This is a genomic window from Neisseria zoodegmatis (assembly GCF_900187305.1).
Taxonomy (GTDB): Bacteria; Pseudomonadota; Gammaproteobacteria; order Burkholderiales; family Neisseriaceae; genus Neisseria; species Neisseria zoodegmatis.
In genome coordinates this window covers 1,119,642-1,137,910 of record NZ_LT906434.1, presented here as the reverse complement: position 1 = coordinate 1,137,910, position 18,269 = coordinate 1,119,642, and the positions used below count along the sequence as shown (strand labels likewise).

The 18,269-nt window shown below is 50.3% G+C and carries 21 protein-coding genes; 16 read left to right on the top strand and 5 right to left on the bottom strand.

The window, feature by feature from the left end; genetic code table 11:
- Window positions 1-128 precede the first annotated feature (128 nt).
- The 13 genes from CKV66_RS05280 (at window position 129) to CKV66_RS05225 (ending at window position 10,040) form a co-directional block, all read left to right on the top strand.
- Window positions 129-1,346 (top strand): tyrosine-type recombinase/integrase, encoded by a 1,218-nt coding sequence (locus CKV66_RS05280; protein ID WP_085363116.1) that lies wholly within the window; start codon window positions 129-131, stop codon window positions 1,344-1,346.
- 130 nt (window positions 1,347-1,476) lie between these two features.
- Window positions 1,477-2,313 (top strand): hypothetical protein, encoded by an 837-nt coding sequence (locus CKV66_RS05275; protein ID WP_085363115.1) that lies wholly within the window; start codon window positions 1,477-1,479, stop codon window positions 2,311-2,313.
- A 127-nt stretch (window positions 2,314-2,440) separates the two neighbouring features.
- Entirely contained in the window at window positions 2,441-2,647 is a 207-nt protein-coding gene (locus CKV66_RS05270) for a helix-turn-helix transcriptional regulator (RefSeq protein WP_085363114.1), read from the top strand.
- Window positions 2,648-2,659: 12 nt separating this feature from the next.
- A complete protein-coding gene (locus CKV66_RS05265; protein WP_085363113.1) occupies window positions 2,660-2,968 on the top strand; it encodes a helix-turn-helix domain-containing protein in 309 nt (102 codons plus the stop codon).
- Window positions 2,965-3,672, top strand: a complete 708-nt coding sequence (locus CKV66_RS05260; protein WP_085363112.1) for a KilA-N domain-containing protein — start codon at window positions 2,965-2,967, stop codon at window positions 3,670-3,672. Before CKV66_RS05265 ends, CKV66_RS05260 begins: the two co-directional genes overlap by 4 nt.
- A 417-nt stretch (window positions 3,673-4,089) precedes the next feature.
- Window positions 4,090-4,407 (top strand): hypothetical protein, encoded by a 318-nt coding sequence (locus CKV66_RS05255; protein ID WP_085363111.1) that lies wholly within the window; start codon window positions 4,090-4,092, stop codon window positions 4,405-4,407.
- Between the two features lie 111 nt (window positions 4,408-4,518).
- Window positions 4,519-4,779: a hypothetical protein gene (locus CKV66_RS05250; protein ID WP_085363110.1), complete on the top strand. Its 261-nt coding sequence runs from the start codon at window positions 4,519-4,521 to the stop codon at window positions 4,777-4,779.
- A gap of 10 nt (window positions 4,780-4,789) precedes the next feature.
- Complete coding sequence (locus CKV66_RS05245) at window positions 4,790-5,899, top strand: DUF7146 domain-containing protein (protein WP_095197847.1); 1,110 nt, start codon at window positions 4,790-4,792, stop codon at window positions 5,897-5,899.
- Window positions 5,900-6,073: 174 nt separating this feature from the next.
- Window positions 6,074-7,867 carry a DUF927 domain-containing protein gene (locus CKV66_RS05240; RefSeq protein ID WP_095197846.1) on the top strand — a complete coding sequence of 598 codons (1,794 nt, stop codon included), beginning with the start codon at window positions 6,074-6,076 and terminating at the stop codon, window positions 7,865-7,867.
- A 136-nt stretch (window positions 7,868-8,003) separates the two neighbouring features.
- Window positions 8,004-8,306 (top strand): type II toxin-antitoxin system RelE/ParE family toxin, encoded by a 303-nt coding sequence (locus CKV66_RS05235; RefSeq protein ID WP_085363836.1) that lies wholly within the window; start codon window positions 8,004-8,006, stop codon window positions 8,304-8,306.
- Complete coding sequence (locus tag CKV66_RS05230) at window positions 8,299-8,622, top strand: addiction module antidote protein (protein WP_085363837.1); 324 nt, start codon at window positions 8,299-8,301, stop codon at window positions 8,620-8,622. The genes CKV66_RS05235 and CKV66_RS05230 overlap by 8 nt, the downstream gene beginning before the upstream one ends.
- 106 nt (window positions 8,623-8,728) lie before the next feature.
- Window positions 8,729-8,893, top strand: coding sequence for a hypothetical protein (locus CKV66_RS12535; protein WP_157739149.1), 165 nt, complete (start codon window positions 8,729-8,731; stop codon window positions 8,891-8,893).
- Between the two features lie 610 nt (window positions 8,894-9,503).
- Window positions 9,504-10,040, top strand: coding sequence for a DNA-3-methyladenine glycosylase I (locus CKV66_RS05225; protein ID WP_085363838.1), 537 nt, complete (start codon window positions 9,504-9,506; stop codon window positions 10,038-10,040).
- A gap of 83 nt (window positions 10,041-10,123) precedes the next feature.
- Here the strand turns inward: CKV66_RS05225 and CKV66_RS05220 are convergent, their stop codons facing one another.
- Window positions 10,124-10,435, bottom strand: a complete 312-nt coding sequence (locus tag CKV66_RS05220; protein WP_085363839.1) for a PepSY domain-containing protein — start codon at window positions 10,433-10,435, stop codon at window positions 10,124-10,126.
- Between the two features lie 115 nt (window positions 10,436-10,550).
- On the opposite strand from CKV66_RS05220, the gene CKV66_RS05215 reads away from it, so the two are divergent.
- From CKV66_RS05215 to greB, 3 genes are all read left to right on the top strand, one after another.
- A complete protein-coding gene (locus tag CKV66_RS05215; protein WP_085363840.1) occupies window positions 10,551-11,750 on the top strand; it encodes an MFS transporter in 1,200 nt (399 codons plus the stop codon).
- A 221-nt stretch (window positions 11,751-11,971) separates the two neighbouring features.
- Window positions 11,972-12,550 carry a DUF4126 domain-containing protein gene (locus tag CKV66_RS05210; protein WP_085363841.1) on the top strand — a complete coding sequence of 193 codons (579 nt, stop codon included), beginning with the start codon at window positions 11,972-11,974 and terminating at the stop codon, window positions 12,548-12,550.
- A gap of 97 nt (window positions 12,551-12,647) precedes the next feature.
- Complete coding sequence (gene greB / locus CKV66_RS05205) at window positions 12,648-13,142, top strand: transcription elongation factor GreB (RefSeq protein ID WP_085363842.1); 495 nt, start codon at window positions 12,648-12,650, stop codon at window positions 13,140-13,142.
- Between the two features lie 193 nt (window positions 13,143-13,335).
- On the opposite strand, the gene CKV66_RS05200 is transcribed toward greB, so the two are convergent.
- The 4 genes from CKV66_RS05200 to CKV66_RS05185 form a co-directional block, all read right to left on the bottom strand.
- A complete protein-coding gene (locus tag CKV66_RS05200) occupies window positions 13,336-14,916 on the bottom strand; it encodes an L-lactate permease (RefSeq protein ID WP_085363843.1) in 1,581 nt (526 codons plus the stop codon).
- A 232-nt stretch (window positions 14,917-15,148) separates the two neighbouring features.
- Window positions 15,149-16,597 carry a LutB/LldF family L-lactate oxidation iron-sulfur protein gene (locus CKV66_RS05195; protein ID WP_085363844.1) on the bottom strand — a complete coding sequence of 483 codons (1,449 nt, stop codon included), beginning with the start codon at window positions 16,595-16,597 and terminating at the stop codon, window positions 15,149-15,151.
- Window positions 16,598-16,651: 54 nt separating this feature from the next.
- Complete coding sequence (locus tag CKV66_RS05190; RefSeq protein WP_085363845.1) at window positions 16,652-17,347, bottom strand: LutC/YkgG family protein; 696 nt, start codon at window positions 17,345-17,347, stop codon at window positions 16,652-16,654.
- Complete coding sequence (locus CKV66_RS05185) at window positions 17,344-18,120, bottom strand: (Fe-S)-binding protein (protein WP_085363911.1); 777 nt, start codon at window positions 18,118-18,120, stop codon at window positions 17,344-17,346. Before CKV66_RS05185 ends, CKV66_RS05190 begins: the two co-directional genes overlap by 4 nt.
- Window positions 18,121-18,269: the final 149 nt, after the last annotated feature.

Genomic DNA, 18,269 nt, shown 5'->3' with positions numbered 1-18,269 from the left:
CCCGATTAAGGGTGTTTTCAGGCGGCCTTAATTATCCAATACAGTAAAATCCCGTCTAATTGAATAAACCAAAAAACGGGGGTATATTTAGGGGTATCTGAAAAACACCCCTAAAAAAATACCCCCAAATGCCGCTAAATGACCGCCAAATAAAGAATGCCAAGCCCGCCGCCAAGCCATACAAACTAGCAGATGGCAAAGGCATGTTTTTACAGGTTACACCAGCGGGCGGGAAGTTATGGCGGCTGAAATACCGCATAGACGGCAAAGAGAAATTACTTTCAATCGGAAAATATCCCGCCGTTTCTTTGAGCGAAGCCCGAGAAGCCGCCGAAAATGCCCGCCGCCTGATTGCAACAGGGCAAGACCCCAGCGCAGCTAAGCAACAGGCCAAGCAAGAGCGGCAGGCAGCCCTACTCAATACCTTTGAAGCAATAACGCGCCGATGGCATAGCGAGAACCTGCACCGCTGGAAGCCCGACAATGCCGCCCGCATTCTCAATCACTTTTCAAAAGACGTTTTCCCGTATATCGGCGGGCAACAGATAGACGGTATAGCCGTAGCAGACGTGAAAGCCGTAATCGAGCGCATAGCCGCCCGCAATGCAACCGCCACCGCTGAAAAAATCAGGCAATGGATAGCCGCCGTATATGGCTATGCCGCCATGCTTGAGATAACCGACCGTAACCCCGCCGCCCCATTACGCGGCTTTTTGGCCAAAGCGGAAACCCGCCATTTACCCGCCTTGCCCCGTGAAGAACTGACCGAGTTTTACCGCCGCTTGATATTGGCCGATATTGATCCGCAAAACCGCATAGCCGTAATGCTGGTTATGCTGGTGTTCGTAAGAAGCACCGAATTACGCAGCGGCCAATGGCATGAAATAGACTGGCAGGCGAAAACATGGACTATCCCCGCCGAGCGAATGAAGCTACCCCGCTCCCATGTGATACCGCTTTCAGATTGGACGCTGGAATTACTGCAAGAGCTACACGGCCACACAGGACAAACGCCTTATTTATTCCCCAGCCGCACAAAAACGGCAGGATTTATCAGCGAAGCCACCCTAAACCGAATTATCGAGCGGCTAGGATATAAAGGCACGGCCACACCGCACGGATTCCGCAGCTTGGCCAGCAGCGTATTAAACGAACAGGACTTTAACCCCGATGCCATAGAACGCCAGCTTGCCCATGTGCCGAAAGATAAAATCCGCGCCGCTTACAATCGGGCGGAATACTGGCCGCATAGAGTAGAAATGATGCAATGGTATTCAGATTATTTGCGGGAACGGTATAACCAAGCCCGCGAGATGATCGAGAGTGAAACAGGCAGCCGAGAATAGGCCGTCTGAAAAGTTTACAGCCACACCTAGCCCGCGATTAGCTACCAAAGGCGAAAACAGGGCAATCCCTAGTCTTGTTGGTGTGGTTTTCTATTTTGCAGGGAATTGACGTTTTGGGAGCGTTTGAGAAATGGGATTTATTAATGACAAGCTAAAAGCAGAAAAAGACCAATATATTTTGCTTGAAGATATTATTCTTTTTGTTCAATCACTAGACGAGGAAACCCCTAGCCTTGCTAATACAGCTAAATATTTATTACAGGGATATAAGCGTGTTTATTTAGATGATATTAATGCTTACGGAGATATTGATGAATTTGCATTTGAAAAAACTATTTCAGATGAATACATACAAGTTGATATAGAAAGACCTTTCTATAACTTTTTAAAATTTGTAGCTATATATAATGCTTTTGATTCAGGTTCGACCGAAGATAATCCTAACTGGGTCAGTTACAACGATTATCAAAAATATTTTTTGAAAAAGGACATTGTAACTAAGCACTTAAAATCATATTTCAATATTCCTTTATGTGGAGATATTGATGAATTTATACGTACAAAAGAAGAGAATGATAGGATTCTAAGTAAAGAAGAAGCTAAAGAGGCTTTGGAAGAGCTAAAAAGTATTCTTGATGATAAGAATGAGATTAAAAATCTTAGAGAGCAAAATAAGATTCTTAAAAAACAATTAAAAGTTTTATTGGACCGGATTAAAAAGTTATCAGAAACCCAAAAACAAGTTCTTTCTGAAGATTTAGAGATTATTCAAAAGCACAGGAAGTCTGCTCCAGAGTTTGAAGCATTGATTCAAACCCTGCTACATCACGCACATGAATATAAATACGAAACCGGGGAGCAACCTTTAAAGAAAAGTGTTTCCATCACTTTCCAAGAAAAAGCAAACTTATCAGGATCTAGTAGAAGGCCTGATGAAGCAGCAAGAATATTAGGATTGCCCGAATAAAAATATCAATAAAATCAATTATGACAGGGTGTCATGACAGTATGTCATATATTGTCTGCCACCCTGTTTCATCTTGCAAACTTGCCATATTCCAACCCCGCCCTCACGGGCAGAAAGAAATTGATTTATGGCAACCATCTTACGACAAAACGAAGTAATCAAACGTCTTGGCATTTCATCAAGCACGCTTTGGTATCGTCTCGACCCCAAAAACCGCCGCCACGACCCCGATATGCCCCGCCCGTTTAAGTTATCCGACAGCGGCAATGCAATCGGCTGGCTGGAAAGTGAAATAGACGAATATATCGCCAAACAAGCGGCAAACCGTATCTAATGGGGGCGAATCATGAAAAAAGAAACCGCCCAAAACACCAGCAACGGCATTTCAGACGGCATCAACAAAGCAAGCCGGAACTATACCCCCTTTTCCCCTGAATCACAATGCGGCGAAATCCTAGCCATCTTGCAGAGCGGGCAAAGCCTAACCAGCTATCAGGCCGCGCAGATGGGCATTATGGGATTTAACGCCCGTGTCATGGATTTACGGCGTGCCGGTTATCCCGTTATCTGCACCATGCAGCCGCATATCAACAAGCGCGGCAGAACCGTTAAACGCGGTATCTACACACTGGCAGCAGAGAAAGGGGCGGCATGATGAAACCGATCACACTCGACTATCAAGGCTTGTCCATTCATGCCACCCGCGAAGCATGGTTTAACGCTACCGAAATAGCAGAATACCACGGCAAGCGGCTTGATAAGTTTTTCGAGAGACGTCGCAATCAGGACTACATACGCGCAATCGCAGCTAAACACGGTTTTTTAAATACCCCGAAAACGGGGGATTTAAAAACACCATTCAACCCTGCCGACTGTCCCGAATTGATACAGACCAAACGCGGGCGGCATAACGGCGGCACATGGCTGCACCCTGATTTAATGGTGTGTTTTGCCCGTTTTATCAGTCTTGAGTTTGAAATATGGGCAGACCAAACCATCAAGGCCTTACTGATAGACGGTAAAGACTGGAAACCATCAAGGGAAGAAGCAGCAACCGGCCACCGCTTGATGTGTGAAGCGATATACGAAGCAGAAGCGGCAGCCGGTAATGTTCCCGGGCGTTTCACTTACATCAATGAATCATGCCGCATTAATCGGGCGTTAACCGGCAAATGGGCAAAGCTGAATAGAGACGGTTTAAGCGCGGCACAATTGAAGATGATCAAGCAGCTTGAAATCAAAAATGCCGCTTTATACATGGCCGGAAAATCAGCCGATGAGCGGGATTTAGTATTAAACCGCATGGCCGCACCGCACAGAGCCGCTTTTCAGACGGCCTTAACCGCAGGGACAGCATAGTGATACCGGAATCATTGAATTTTGTCAGAGATACGCGCGTGCGCGCGTGAGAAACACACCGACATTTTCACAGACGGCCAAAGCGTATAAGCCCCTTTGTTTGCTGGTGTTTTGCATGGCAGGGAAGCAACAATCAGCCCTTTTGCACAACACCGGCCAAACAAAACCATTGACAGCTTGAGCATTGAGAATTAAATTACAGATTCTCTCTAAATCATAAACCCCAAATCAGCAGGGTAAACGCTGATTTTTTCACGCCAAAATTTCACATTGAGCGGCCATTTTTCAGACGGCCTATCAAGTCAAGTTATGGCGGTGTCTGCCAACCGTAAGGCGCAGGCTGTTTGTTTATGACAGAGAGAGCACCGCCCCCCTAATGGGTTTCTTAATCTCAAAAACATAAACGGAGCATTCAAAATGCAAAAAACTCAAACCGCGCAGCAGGCGCAAAATCCCCAAACCGTAACCGTATCTATCGCTACCGCACAAAAGGCCGCCGATGCCTTGTATGACTTAGAGCAACTGGCCGATGCCGCCGAAACTATCGCCTTGACTATCAAAGAACTGGCAAGCGGAAACAATGTGCTTATCCATTCACAGGCGGAATTACTTGCCCGTCTGGTTGAAAAAACCCGTCTTGATTGCAACGGCAAATCATTGTGCTATGACTTGTATGACGTTGTAGATACGGCTGAAGAAGCGGCCGAGAAAAAAACCGAGCAGACCGCCCGATAATCCCCCCTTTTGTTATTCCCCCAGCTTTGCCCCGCGCGGGCAAGGCGGGGTAAGTGCAACCTTTTTTCAGGCGGGTATCGAGATAAGGCCGTCTGAAACGGAGCAGACATCATGAATATCACATTGCACCGCAACACCGAGAAAACCAAGCACAAACAGGCCATTAATCCAGCCAAAACCGCCGCCATTTTCACAGGCACATTAGCCGCCTGCATGGTTTCCCTTGCATTTTCATCATGCACCGCCAAACGCGCCGATATAGAGCCGCCAGCCATGCCGGTAAGTGTCGTTTCAGACGGACAAGCCGCCATTCCTGCCGATTGGACGAAAAACCCGCTTGCCGGGGTGGTGTATGAACCGATTGGCGAATAGGGGCCGGGCCATGAAATCTTACGACCTATCCGACCTGAAAGCCGCCGCCGCTGGCCGCTGGCCTGAAATCCATGCCGCGCTTGGCATTCCCCGCGAATACCTTAACCCCCGTAAACATTGCCCCTGCCCCTATTGCGGCGGTAAAGACCGTTACCGCTACACCGACTATCAAGGCACGGGCGCGTTTATCTGCAACCAATGCACCCCCGACGGCGGCAGCGGCTTTGACTTGCTTATGCTGGTGTTTGGTTACGACTTTGCCACCGCCGCCAACGAAACCGCCGCTTTATTGGGTTTTTCAGACGGCCAAGCAGGGCAACACCAGCCCCGCGCCCCGTTGCCCCCTGCCAAGCCTGCCGCCCCGCCGCAAGACAAACAGGCCGCCTTGCTGAATCTATGGCACGAAGCCATACCCATCAGCAGCCAAGACCCCGCCGCGCAATATCTGCACGGGCGCGGCATACCTGATACCGCTTTTCAGACGGCCTTCAATATCCGTTATCACGCAGCCTTACCCCTATGGGCAACCGACACCGACGGCCAAACGGCCAAGCCGCTGTTAATCGGCTATTTCCCCGCCATGCTGGCCGCCGTAACCACCGCCGACGGCCAATTACAGGGCTTGCATAAAACCTACCTTGATGCGGTTTATACCAAGCTATACGTCGATAACGGCAACCATACCCCGACCTTTACCAAACTGAATATCCACCACCCGCACACAGGCGAGCCGTTGCCCGCCAAAAAGATGCAATCCCGTTTACCCGATGCCCTGAAAGGCGCAGCGGTACACCTTTTCCAGCCTGATACGCAAGGCCGCCTGATTGTTGCCGAGGGCATAGAAACCGCCTTTGCCGCCCGCGCCCTTTTCGGCCTGCCCGCCGTTGCCGCCTTATCCGCTTACGGCATGGCTTCGTTTATATGGCCGTCTGAAACGCAGGAACTGTTTATTTGCGCCGACAACGACGACAACCGCACGGGCATGAAAGCCGCCCACAGCTTGGCAGTAAGAGCCATCAAAGCGGGTATCAAGGCGCGGATATGGCAGCCCGAAACAGCAGGCTTTGACGCTTTAGACGAACTGAACTGCCGCCAAGACGAACAGACCGCCCCGCCGTAAACCGCCGTATTTGCGTTTTCAGCCCGTTTCCCTTTCAGACGGCCTTACCCCTTACCTAAGCGGATAACACCCCAAACAGCGCAGATTTTCCCGCCTGCCGTCTGAAATACACCGGCAAACAAAAAGGGCAGCCGATACAGGCCGCCCAAAACAGGAAAAATCAGGAATACCATCATGAAAAACGAAACTATACACGACAACACCGCCGACACCAGCCCCGAAACCATTCAGGCCACCGCCCTTGCCGAGTTTGAACAAGCAGAATTGCGCCCGTATTTCCAATGCACCCAAAACAGCGTTTTCTACATTGCCGTAGAAACCGACAATAATGGCGAAGTTCACGAAAAATCCCCGCTGAAACTGGCCGACCCAATCGAGCTTATTGGGCGCGGCACCGACGAAACGGGCAGCCATTACCGCATTATCCGCTGGCGCGATGCCGTAACCCGCAAAGCCCGCATAGAAGCCCTGCCGATGGCCGAAATCGGCGTAAACTGGCAACGCCTGCAATCACACGGCATTACAATCATGGCAAGCCGCAGAAAACGCGAATTACTGGCCGATTATCTGCAAACCGACGGCAGCAACGAACGCTACACCGTAACCAACCGCGCGGGCTGGTGTGCCGACAATACAGCCTATATCCTGCCCAACGGCGAAGCCATAACCGCCAAAAAACAGCCCGCCAAAGTGATTTACAACGGCGACAAATCACAGGCCGACAGCTACACCGAAAGCGGCAGCCTTGAAGACTGGCAGCAAGGCATAGCCCGCTATATGGCAGGCAACAGCCGCTTATGCTTGGCAATCGGCACCGCCCTAGCCGCCCCGCTTGCCCGCCTGTTGAATATCGAAGCAGGGGGATTCCACCTTTTCGGCGATTCACGCGACGGCAAATCAACCGCCGCCAAAGCCGCATTATCCGTATGGGGCAACCCTGAAACGCTTATGCTGACATGGACAGGCACAGGCTTAGGCTTTACCAACACCGCCGCCGCCCGCAATGACGGCCTACTGGTATTAGACGAAATCGGCCAAGCCAACGCAAAAGCCGTAGCTCAAACCGCCTATTCCGTGATTAACGGCGTTTCCAAAGTACAGGGCGCAAAAGACGGCGGCAACCGGGAATTAAGCCGCTGGCGGATTTTCATGCTTTCCACAGGCGAAAAGCCCCTAAACAGCTTTCTGAAAACGGCAGGCGTAGAATGGAACGCAGGCCAAGCCGCCCGCCTGCCCGATATTCCCAGCGACGCAGGCCACGGCTTAGGCGTTTTTGACACCCTGCACGGCCACGAAAAAGGCGCAGCCTTAAGCGAAGCCATTACCGCCCACGCCGCCCGATACCACGGCACAGCAGGCCGCGCCCTTATCCGCCTGTTATTGGAAGACCCTAAAGCCATCAACGAAGCCCGCGCTATAATGGCCGACTTTATGGCCATGTTGCCCGATACCGACGGCCAAAGCCGCACCGTTGCCTTACGCTTTGCCATAACCGCCGCCGCGCTGGAACTGGCCGCCAAGCACGGCATTACAGGCTTAGGCGCAGGGGTAGGCATGACAGGCATCAAGCAATGTTTCGACGCATGGCACCGCCGCACAGGCACAGGCAAATATGAAGACAACCAAATCATCAAACAGGCCATAGACTTCATGCAACTTTACGCAGAATCCATGCGCTTTGTGGATTGGAACAGCGAATTTACCAATCAAGACCACGCAGGCTATCGAAAGCGCAAAGAGCAGGCGCATTTAGACGAATTTTGGATAATCCCCGCCGTATTTGAAAACGAAATATCCAAAAGTTTTGAAACAAACAAGACTTGTAATGTACTTTTCGGTATTAAATGGCTGAAACGTGATGGAAAAGACAGCCGCTGGCAATTCAAACGCTATGGCAAAGGACGTTTTTATGTGCTGGTAGGCATAGAGCCGCCAAGCCAAGACAGCGACAACCAAGCCGAACAATAGGCCGTCTGAAAGCCCTTAAGGTTTATCGGCAGAAAACCAACCCGACACCAGCCCCGCCGCTGGTGTTTTTTATGGCCGTCTGAAACGGCAGGGCATACGCATTGACAATGTATCCAATCGGATACATAATCAATATATGGAATACCAAATCAAAACCACAAACCACTTTGAAACATGGCTTGCCGCCCTAAAAGACAAACGCGCCAAAGCCAAGATTGCCGCCCGCCTATTACGCGCCCAATTGGGCAACTTAGGCGACCATAAAGCCATAGGCGGCGGAATAAGCGAAATGAGAATAACAGACGGAAAAGGCTACCGCCTTTACTACACCATACGCGGCAATACCGTTATTTTTATGCTGATAGGCGGCGACAAAGGCACACAGCAAGCCGATATAGCCCGCGCCCACCAAATCAAACAGGAATTAAGCCATGACTAAAACCACCATTACCCCATTTGACCCCGCCCGCTATTTGCAAGACGAAGAAGACATAGCCTTATTCTTGGAAGCGGCGGCAGAAGAAGCCATAGACGCAAACGACAACAATATTTTGTTACAGGCCATCAATACCGCCGCCAAAGCGCGGGGCATAATGCAAGTAGCCAAAGATGCGGGGGTATCCCGTGAAAGCCTATACAAATCACTAGCCCCCAATGCCAAACCCCGCTTTGATACCATTACCAAAGTATTACACGCGTTGGGGGTACAAATGACGTTTACGGCCAAGCCACCGCAAACGGCAGAAAAGCCCTAAACTGCCAAATACAAAAAAGGCCGTCTGAACAATTACCCCTTGTTTCAGACGGCCTTTTTAAAACTTATATTACCCAAGCCCGCCCCTTATTGTTTCCTATCAGGAAATGATTTACCAAAAAATCATCAAATTATTTCATAAAAAATTTTTCCCTATACAGGATAACGAAAAATCAGCGGGTATGGCGGGTATGCAATTAAAAACACCCCTGCAAGCCTTTATTTATAAGGGTTTCACGCATACCCGCTTACATAAATTAACGCGGGTATGAACGGGTATGTGCGGGTATGGCTTTATAATCATAAACTTATAATGTAAAGACGCGCCTCATACCCGCACCAACCCGCCTATTTTCACTATATCGGGTATGATTTAATCATTTAATATCAATACTTTAACCCCATCATACCCGCATACCCGCCATACCCGCAGTGTTTTGCATATATAGCAATGTTTTTTTAGGGCGTTTAATAGGCCAAAACCCGCGAAACTTTGGCCGAAGTGTATAACTGCCACCCCGACCAACTGGCAGGCTTATAAGGCCGCCTGAAAACACAAAACACCAGCCCGCGCCGCTGGTGTTTTTTTATGGTTGCCTGAAAAACAGCACAAAATGCGCTATACTCAATCCAACAAAACCCCATACCCCAAAGCCGCAAAAAAACCACAAAATCAGCCCAAAAACGCTTTGACTTTTGCAAGATGGGGGTACATTTGGGGGTGTTTATCAAATATGAAAATAAAATATATAATCAAAACAATAATTTAAACCTCTGATTCAAGTCTCATTGTCGGCTTGCCGGTTTTCTCCCCTCCAAACATAAAACCGTCACAACCCGCTACAATTCAAGCATCTTCCTCCAATCAAGGTCGTCTGAATCATGAGTTATTGCGATTTTGCCAATGCACTGCCGCTTGATACGGATAATCCGAACAAGCATTACCACGACCATGCTTACGGTTTTCCTATTGCCGGCGACAATGAGCTGTTTGAACGGCTGCTATTGGAAATCAACCAAGCCGGGTTGAGTTGGACGTTGATACTGAAAAAGCAGAAAGCTTTTCAGACGGCCTATTCGGGTTTTGATATTGCCACGGTTGCTGCTTATACCGAAGCCGATGTCGAGCGTTTGTTGAACGATGCGGGCATTATCCGCAACCGCTTGAAAATTCGTGCGGCGGTTTATAATGCCGGGCAGATTATGTTGTTGCAAAACGAATACGGTTCGTTTAAAAACTGGCTCGATGTGCATCACCCGCTCTGTTTGCCCGAATGGGTAAAGCTTTTCAAAAAGCATTTTAAATTTGTCGGCGGCGAAATTGTGAACGAGTTTTTGATGAGTACGGGTTATTTGAAAGGGGCGCATGCGGAACATTGCCCGATTTATGAAAAAGTATTGGCTGCCAAGCCGAAATGAGCGGAATAATTAGCTAAAAAGCGGCCTGAAAGCGCGTTATGCTTTCAGGCCGTTGTTCTAAAGTATAAAACGAGGGAGTAAAATTAATAGTCGATGCGTGATGACAAGACGCGGCCGTTTTTGGCGTCCACAATCACGTCGTATTCTTGACCGCCTTTGGTGATTAATTCGACATCATAGTGCGCGCCGCCATGACGGCTGATATCGAAATCTACGTCTTTGATAAACGCGCCGGGAAATTTTTTCAGCGCAGCATTGGCTGCGGTTTCGTGGGTGATATATTTACCCGGATTTTGCTGGAGGTGATAATCGTCTTTGTCAGCCATCGCGGGCGCGGCGGCGAAAACAAAGGTAGAGGCCAATAAAGCGGCGATGGTTTTATTTCGTTTCAACATAGCAGGCATCCTTTCCAAGTGGTTGAACACACAGGGAATCCGGTTCCCTATGTTGTGTATTGTAGGCGGTGTCTGTTAGGCAAAAATTAGCCGGATAAAAAAGACGGGGTGTTGCATGATTCAGAATCGGTGCCGAAAAGCGGCGTCGGAACAAAACGTGTCGCTGCTTTTGCGCTTGGCGGTCATGCTTGTCGGTCTCTCTGCTTTCCTGCAGGTTTATTCCGTGCAGGCCATCTTGCCGCTGCTGGTGCAGGATTTGGCGGCAACGGAGGTTCAGGCCGGGCTTTCGGTTGGGGCGACGGTATTGGGTGTGGCGCTGATCTCGCCGTTTATGGGTATGTTGTCGGATGCAATCGGGCGCAAAGTCTTTATTGTCAGCTCGCTCTTGTTTTTGGCGGTGCCGACTGCCCTTTTGGCGGGCGCGCAGACGATTGAACAGATGATGCTGTGGCGTTTTTTGCAGGGTGTGGCTGTGCCGGGCATCACAGTAGTGCTGATTGCCTATATCGGCGAGGAATTTGACGCTAAAACGATGACGCGGCTGATGTCGCTTTATGTAACGGGCACGGTGCTGGGCGGTTTTCTCGGGCGGTTTATTCTCGGCCATTTGAGCGAAATCATGGGCTGGCGGCAGGCGTTTTATGTGATGGCTTGTTTGACTGTTGTGAGTGCGTTTTTTGTGTGGAAGCAGCTGCCCGCATCACAACGCTTTGTAGCCAAACCGCATTTTCAGACGGCCTTACGCACTTTATCAGGCCATCTGAAAAACCGCTATGTGGTGGCGGCCTGCCTGCTTGGTGCGTGTTTGTTGTGTTCGCTGGTGGGCTGTTTTACCTATATCAATCTGCATCTCGCCGAAGAACCGTACTCGCTCGACAGCGGCAGCTTGGCCAACCTGTTTACGGTTTACTTAATCGGTATGGTCATTACGCCTTTATCGGCAAGGCTGATCAACCGCTTTGGCAGCGCACCCACCATCATCCTCGCGGTGGCCTTGTCGGCAGCGGGCGTTATCGGCACTTTGACCGCCCCGCTCCCTGCCGTGATCGCCGCTTTGGCCTTGATGTCGTCGGGCGTATTCATTACGCAGGCGGCGACCATCAGCTATATTGCGGCCAATGTGAAAGAAGGCCGCTCATTGGCATCGGGTCTGTATTACATGGCTTACTACGGCGGCGGCACCCTCGGCGCGTGGCTGTGCGGCTTGGCTTATCGGCATTACGGCTGGCCGGGCGTGGCCGGGGTTTTGCTTTCTGTGCAGGCATTCGCCTTGCTGATTACCGTGAAAGGTATGTTGAGGCCGTCTGAAAAGTAGCGGTAGCATGTTTCAGACGGCCTTAAACACAATTTGCATCTAAGCTTTGAACTGTATATCTTCCAAACACTCTTATCTGCACCCTACCCGCTTCTTCAGCATCACAACACACTAACAACATTTGCTGCCGTGCACTCAAGATAACCGCCCCACTCTCTTTCTTTCGCGGGGCTTTATTCTCATGTACAGTAGCGCTGTTGTTTAAAAGACTGGTTAACATCATGAATTTCGACACTATTCTCAGCATTGCACTCGGCATAGGCTTGGCAGCCAGCGCAGGATTCCGCGTATTTTTACCCTTGTTTGCCTTGAGCGTATCCGCCTATTTCGGCGTGTGGCCGCTAAACGAAAACTGGCAATGGCTGGCCAGCACCAACGCTTTGATTATTTTAGGCATCGCAGCCATTACCGAATCATTAAGCTATTTGATTCCCTACATCGACAACCTGCTCGACACCATCGCCGTACCGCTTGCCGGACTGGCAGGCACCGCTGTGATGGCTTCGACCGCTGCCGATTTAAGCCCGGCAGTTACGTGGACTTTGGCCATCATTGCAGGCGGAGGCGCCGCAGCGGCCATCAAAGGCACCAACGCCGTTACCCGTGCCGCCAGCACAGCCACCACCGGCGGTTTGGCCAACCCTGTGTTTTCGATTATCGAAACCGGCATCGCCGTAATCATGAGCCTCTTGAGCCTGTTTCTGCCCATCTTGGCTGTGTTTGTCGTTTTGATGGTGGCATTTTGGCTGTATCGGAAATACACGCGCTACCAACGCAGTCGGGAACACATTGCCGGTTGATACGCGGCAGCCGATAAAAAGAATGCAAAAGGCCGTCTGAAAAAACTTTCTGATGAGTTAAAATAACGCTTTCAGATTGTTCAGACGGCCTTAAACAATGAGCACAGACACTCAGAAAAACTATATCACGCCCACAGGTTGGCAAGCTTTGAAAGACGAACTGTACAACCTCGTCAACAAAGAACGCCCCGAAATCGTGCAGATTGTGAACTGGGCGGCCGGCAACGGCGACCGCAGCGAAAACGGCGACTATCTTTACGGCAAACGCCGCATGCGCGAAATAGACCGCCGCATCCGCTTTCTCACCAAGCGCTTGGAAGCCGCCCAAGTGGTTGACCCCGAAACCCGCGAAGCGACGGATCAGGTGTTTTTCGGCGCCACGGTCGAGCTTCTGCGCGGAGACGGTAGCGAACAGATCGTCAAAATTGTCGGCATTGATGAAATCGACACAGCCAAAAACAAAATCTCATGGATTTCCCCGCTGGCCCGCTGCCTGATCAAAGCTCGAGAAGGCGATGAAGTGGTGTTAAACGGCCCCGAAGGCCGCGAAGTGATTGAGATTCTTTCCGTTGAATATGTGCGGATTGAATAAACGGCAAAGCTGCATAATCTTGATAACTCCATACCAAAGGCCGTCTGAAAATTTTCAGACGGCCTTTGGTATGTGTAATACAAGATAATCAAACCAAGCATCGTACTACGCTTGATTGCCGGAAACCCAACTGATTTGCTCTTTCAACTTAACGCTCAATACAGCCGGGTTTCCAACGGTTTGCCGCAAAGATTTACAGTAAGAAAATCAGCGCCACCGTTACGGCGATAATGCCGTAGATAAACATCGGAATCACAGTTTTCTTAATAATTTCACCTTCTTTGTTTTGCACGTTCAATACCGTACACACGGCGATGATGTTGTTGATACACACCATGTTACCCATCGCACCGCCCACGGATTGAAGCGCCAAAATCAGGGTTACGGACAATCCGGTATCCAAAGCGATTTGCTGCTGAATCGGGCCGAATGTCAGGTTGGATACCGTGTTGGATCCGGAGAAGAACGCACCGATTGCACCCAAGTAAGGCGCGAAATACACCCAATGCTCGCCGGCCATTGCTGCAAATTCCGTACCGATGGTTTTCACCATAGACGAATCGCCGCCGACCATCATCAATTTCACCATCACCAGCGCGCCCATCAAAGCGAGCAAAGGTTTTTTGGTTTGATTGAAAGTCGCCACATAGAATGCTTTGGCATCGGCAAATTTAATGCGGTAGAACCAAATAGCGATCAACACGGTAATCACAAACGGAATCCACGCCGGAACATACAGGGTTTGGTAACGGTCGTTTACCGCTTCGCCCAAAATGTTTTTGAACACCAAAGTCAGAGAACGGGTTAACTCGAAGTCGAAAATACCCATCGGAATGTTGAACAGCGGTGTGGTATCGGTCAGCAAACCTTTAATACCCAATTGCTTGATACGGGTAATCACCAAGAAGCCGATCAGCATACCCAAAGGCGCCAACGCTTTTGCCACAACGGCGATAGGCAGTTTTTCAGCATTCGGGTCTTTCGGATAATCTTTGCTCAAGCCGATGCCTTTGTTGGCCACAGCCACAGAAATCAGCAAGCCGATGGCACCGCCTACCAATGCGGGGAATTCTTCATTAACCGCCGCCAGCAACACATAAGGAATGGTACACGACATCACGCTGATGGCGATAAACACAAAGTTTTTACGGATTTCCTGCCAAGAAGTGATGAAACTCAAACCGATTAAAGGAATGATGAAAGCGGCGAAGAAGTGGATCAAGCCGGTTTGACGGCCGATAGACATAATGTCTGCATGCTCCAGATTCAGCGGCGCGAAACCAAACCAAGTCGGCGTACCTACCGCACCGAACGATACCGGCACGGAGTTCATCACCAAAGTGAAAATAGCCACGCGCAGCGGGTTGAAGCCCAAACTCATCAAAATCGGCGCGGCAATCGCAGCCGGCGTACCGAAGCCGCTGGCGCCCTCAATCATAAATGCAAACGCCCAACCGATAATCATCAACTGAGCCACCGGATTCGGGTTGATATTGCCCAACCACTTGCGGATCACTTCGATACAGCCCGCGGTTTCCATCATGCGGTTAAACATAATCGCACCGAAAATCACGGTAATCGGCGTCAATGTAGAAATCAGACCTGAAATCACATTGGCGTTCAACAGCATAAAGCTGTTGTTGAAGTAAGTAATCTGTAAAACGTAAATCAGCGCGGCAGTTAACGGCAATGCAATATAAGACGGCATACCGTTTTTCTTAACCATCAGCCAAATCAGCAATACGATAGGGAAAATGCTGAGAAATAAAGCCATTTTTTCCATCCTCTGAGGCGAAATTTATTTTAGTGTCGTATACCGGATGAACCCGATACATTAAAAGAACCGGCAAAGCTGCCAATGCAGGCTTTATCGCGGTTCATAAAGGGCGGTACAAAAACGTCTGCCCGGTTTTCTCGCCATCTGATTCAGACGGCCTTATCAAGCATCTTTGTTTTCACAACACAGGTCTTGCTAAAGCCGCTGTTTCAAATCGCTTGAATAGTTGCTATTTGTTGTTTTGTCGGCGCTCGGCCACCATTTCATGCAGCGTTTTCGCAGCGGGTTTGAGCGGAATGCGGTTTTGCGTCCAACCGAACTGATTGCTCGGCGTGAGCGAACGGAATTTCGTCGCCGCCCAACCGAATGCACGATAAACCTTGTTGCCGCTGAAAATGCCGTTAAACGTACGCCATGCAATCTGTTCGCCCAAATTGTGCGAAGCGCCCTGCCCCTTAATCGGGTTCGGTACTTTCTCGTTGGGCGAGCGTTGCGCTTCGGTTCTCAAGCGCATCAGCAACTCAGGAATCGGAATGCGCACGGGGCACACTTCGGCACACGCACCGCACAAAGAAGATGCCGTAGGCAAATCTTTGGTGGATTCCAAGCCCAGCAGGTGCGGTGAAATGATTTCACCGATGGGGCCGGGATAAGTGGTGCCGTAAGCGGCACCGCCGATGCGGGTATATACCGGACAGTGGTTCATACACGCACCGCAACGGATACATTGCAGGGTTTTGCGCATCTGCTCGTCGGCATACGCTTGGCTGCGGCCGTTATCCAACAACACCAAGTGCATTTCTTGAGGACCGTCCAACTCGGCGCTGCGGCGCGGGCCGGTGATCATGTTGAAATAAGTGGTGATGTTCTGGCCGATGGCGCTGCGCGGCAACAGGCTGTACAACGGCGGAATGTCCGACAGTTTGGCCACGACTTTTTCAATGCCGGTAATGGCAATGTGCACAGGCGGCACGGTGGTGGTCAAACGGCCGTTGCCTTCGTTTTCTACCAAGCACAGCGTACCGGTTTCGGCAACGGCGAAATTCACGCCGCTCAAGCCTACGTCGGCGGTACGGTAAATATCACGCAAGGCGCGGCGGGCAATGCCCGTGAGTTCGTCCACATCGTCGGTAAGCGGGGTGTTCAGGTTGTTGTGGAACAGTTCGCTTACCTGTTCTTTGGTTTTGTGAATCGCCGGCATCACAATGTGTGTGGGTTTTTCACCGGCCATCTGAACGATATATTCGCCCAAATCGCTTTCCACGGCGCGCATGCCGTGGTCTTCCAAATAATGGTTCAGCTCGATTTCTTCGCTGACCATGGATTTGCCTTTGACCATCAGACTGCCGTTTTTCGCGGCAATAATGCCGTGAATGATTTGGCACGCTTCGTCGGGCGTTTCAGCCCAATGCACTTTCACACCCAGCTCGGTGAGTTTGCGCTCCAGCTGCTCCAACAATTCGGGCAAGCGCGACAGAGAGCGTTGGCGGATATGTTCGGACAATGTACGCAGCGCTTGCAGCTCGTATTCGTCGGACAATACGTTTTTACGTTTTGTCATCAACATATCCATGGCCGTGCGCAGGCTTTTACGCAACGGGGCATCCGCCAGCGCGCCGACGGCATTCTGCTTGAAAGTTTCCGGTTTCGGATGGAAATGTATGGTTTGTGTGTTCATAGTGGTTTTGTTTTTCTATGCCCGTTTCAGACGGCCTGAAACGGACGTATTGTGTTACTCGTCCAAATCAGACGGATCAATGTGTTCGGGCAATACGGCCAACACCACCATATCGCGCGGGCCGTGGGCGCCGTATGCCAAGGTAAGCTGGATATCGGCGGTTTTAGACGGGCCGGAAACCAGCACCACATTGGTCGGCATACCTTCGACCATCCGCTCGCCCTGCATTGCACTGTAAAAATCGTTATACATTTTGGTCGTGTCAAACAGGCAGATATGCACGGGCGGCACCAAACTTTGGCTGCGCGGCTGTTCTTCAGACGGCCACAGCATCAATGTGCCGGTTTGGGCGATACCGCAGCGGACATCGGTAAAGCCAGCATCGATATCGTTGAAAAAGCTGTCTTTCCAATCTTCAATCGGGCGGTCGAATGCTTTGACCTCGATACCGGCCGTCTGAACGACTTGTGCGGCTTCTTGGCCGTGCTCAGTCTTCAAAGGCAGCAAAATATTGCGCAAGCCTTTTTCTGCTGCCACTTTAAGCAAAGTTTGCACCCAATCGTGACGGCGCACCCAATAAATCTCGGTTTTGACCGCGCGCATGGTTTTCGCCCAATGTTTCAGACGGCCTTCTTCGCTGTCCCAATGCGGTGACATTTCTTCGTAATAAGCCTCGGTATCAGGCTCCTGCATCGGCGTGGCGGCGGCTTTGCGCAGCTTGGCTAAAATATTGTCGCGTGCGTTGCTCATACTTTGCCTCCCGTGCGCTCAAGCAAAAACGTTGCGATATGCTTGGGCTTGGGCATACCCGGCTCATCTTTAGCGATTTTGCCGCCGATGTTCAACATACAGCCCGCATCGGCGCTGATGATTTCCACGGCTTCGGTTTCTTTGAGGGCAGCCACTTTATCGCTCACCATCGCTCCTGAAATATCGGGATGCTTCACGGAGAACGTACCGCCGAAACCGCAGCATTCGCTTTCATGCCCGTGCACAACGCGCTCGACATTGGCTAATTTATCCACCAACGCCCAGCCGGACACATGCACATTCATTTCACGACGCGCAGAGCAGGAAGTATGCACCGCTACTTTGGCGGGTTCGCCTTTATCCTGCGGTTCATAGCCGATAGACAGCAGGAAATGGGTAAATTCCACCACCCTGCCGGCAATCTCGTTGGCCTGACGCTCGTAAATGCTACCCTTAAACAAAGTGGGCCAATGGTGTTTCATCATGCCGCCGCAAGAGCCGGAAGGCACAACCACCGGCCACGGTTCGGGGAACAGGCCGAGCTGCGCTTTCGCCACTTCGAAAGAATCTTTCGGATGGCCGGAAGAAAAAGCAGGTTGTCCGCAGCAGCTTTGCTCCATCGGGAAATGAACGCGGATGCCTTGCTGTTCGATCAAGGTAATCGCATCCATGCCTGCTTCGGGCATAAAAATATCCAGCAAACAGGTGCCGAAAAAGTAAATATCGGTTGGTTTACCGCCTGAAACGGCGGTTGAGGTAGTGTTGTGGTTCATTTTGATTTTGATATTTTTGGTATTTTGGTTAATTGGTCTGACCAATTTGTGAATTTTGTTCTACTTTACGTAATGCTGTGTAGGCGGTCAAGTAGCAATAAAAAAATAAATGAACTGCATTGCTTGGAAATTTCCATCGCCAATAAAAG